Genomic DNA, 2,360 nt, shown 5'->3' with positions numbered 1-2,360 from the left:
TATTTGACTTGATGTTCAACTTAGGTGCAACAGAAGATCAATTAGATTTCCAAACGCTTTACGGTTCATCTAAACAAGGATGGATGAGTACCGACTGGAAACGCAAAACTGAAGATATTACTGAATTATTAGATGTAATCATCGACAATATTCCTGCGGCTCCAATCAATGAAGGTCCTGCTCAAATGCAAATCACTTCATTAGACTACTCTTCATTCGTAGGTCGTATCGCTATTGGTCGTGTTCACCGTGGTACTTTCAAAGAAGGACAACAAGTTGCTTTGATGAAATCTGACGGTACTGTGAAGAAAATGAAAATCAAAGAACTTCAAACTTTTGAAGGTCTTGGTAGAGCAAAAGCTGAAGAGGTTTCCTCTGGCGAAATTTGTGCAATGATGGGTATCGATGACTTCGAAATTGGCGATACTATTTCGGACGTTGAAGTACAAGAGGCATTGCCACGTATTTCGATTGATGAGCCAACAATGAACATGTTGTTTACCATCAACAACTCTCCATTCTTTGGTAAAGAAGGTAAATTTGTAACATCTCGTCACCTTCGTGATCGTTTGTACAAAGAAACTGAGAAAAACTTAGCCTTAAAAGTTGTCCCAACCGATTCTGAAGATAAATTCTTGGTGTTTGGTCGTGGTATCCTTCACTTGTCTGTTTTAATCGAAACGATGCGTCGTGAAGGTTACGAATTACAAGTAGGTCAGCCGCAAGTAATTTTCAAAGAAGGTCCTAATGGTGAGCGCTTGGAGCCAATCGAAACATTGGTAGTAGACGTTCCTGATGAGTCTGCTGGTAAAGTAATTGAATTGGCTACACAAGGTAAAGGTGAGTTATTAATTATGGAACCAAAAGGTGATTTGCAACATTTAGAATTCAACATTCCTTCGCGTGGTTTGATAGGTATGCGTTCTAAAGTGTTAACAGCTACTTTTGGTGAAGCAATTATGGCACACCGTTTCAAAGCGTATGAACCTTACAAGGGACCAATCCCTGGCCGTATCAACGGTTCTTTGATTTCGATGAACTCAGGTTCGGTTACCGCTTATGCAGTAGATAAATTACAAGACAGAGGGGTATTCTTTATCGATCCAGGTGAGGAAGTTTATGCAGGTATGGTAGTTGGAGAGCATAACCGTCAAAATGACATTGAAGTAAACCTTCAAAATGCTAAACAATTAACGAACATGCGTGCTTCTGGTACGGATACTAACGTTAAAATTGCTCCGAAAATCCAATTCTCATTGGAAGAGTCAATGGAATATATCCAGAAAGATGAGTACTTAGAAGTAACTCCTCAATCGATTCGTATGCGTAAAATCTATTTGGATCCAAGTGTACGTAAGCGTATGGAACAAAAAATGGAAATGGCTTAGTCATAAAAAACAAAACCCCTCTGATTCAAGTCGGAGGGGTTGTCCTTTTACCACTAATTGCTTTATAATTTCTATCTATATAGACAGTGTTTTCTACAAAAGGGTTGTATGGCATAAGTATTTTTTTTTATTTTTTTTCTAAAAAAACTAGTTCTTCCTGATAATCAAGGCAATAAAAAAACTCCCAGAAAAATTCCGAGAGCTTTCTAAATTCTCCATAAGCTTTGATAATTTCTTTTTACTTTCCTGAGTACTTTCCAATCAATAATTAGACTACTTGCTTTCTAATTTTGACCAAGTATTTTCCAATCTTTATTATTCCATTCTTACTGTGTTGAATAGCAGAAATGCCCTATCATGAGTAGTGTAAATAATCCTACGTATTAGAGGTTGGGATTTGGAGTTTTAACCAACTTTTTTGAATCTAAGTAATCGTACAGAATTAGATTTAACTTTTGTGTTTTAGGGACAAGGCAACAGGCACAAGGCACAGAGTGTTATAATGTTTTTAACGACCACGGACAAGCATTTTTTCCAAAGCCCACCGCCGAAAGCCGATACCTGAAAGCTTAAAGCACAATCTTAAACTTTATTTTGCGTACTAACTTAAGTAATCGTACAGAATTAGATTTAACTTTTTTGTTTTAGGCACTAGGCAACAGGCACGAGGCAAAGAGTGTTGTTAAAATGTTTTTTTCTAACGATAGCTTTGTTATTGCCGAAAGCCGATATCTGAAATCCAAAGGCCCAAAGATTTAAGATTATTTTGGGTAAGAATCAGGAAAGACTAAATTAATAGTGTCTCAAAGGTAAAAATCGAGTATAACCTTTTGATTATGAATATCTTCAAATAACCGATCTGATCACTGGACAAAACGAGAAAGTCTGATTCAGATGTATCGACTTTTTTACACATTTTTTAAAAAAAACAGTTTTAAACTGTTAAAAAAATGAGTCCAAGACTAAGTCTTG

General features: G+C 36.5%; 1 protein-coding gene. It reads left to right on the top strand.

The window, feature by feature from the left end; all coding sequences use genetic code 11:
- Window positions 1-1,388 (top strand): EF-Tu/IF-2/RF-3 family GTPase (locus ACOVQ4_RS13310; protein ID WP_421821121.1); only part of this gene is annotated, 1,388 nt, incomplete at its 5' end.
- Between the last annotated feature and the right edge of the window lie 972 nt (window positions 1,389-2,360).

Origin of the sequence: Flectobacillus sp., from assembly GCF_049240685.1 — a bacterium.
GTDB lineage: Bacteria > Bacteroidota > Bacteroidia > Cytophagales > Spirosomataceae > Flectobacillus.
The sequence above is the reverse complement of the archived record's forward strand: the minus strand, read 5'-3'. Positions and strand labels throughout refer to the sequence as shown.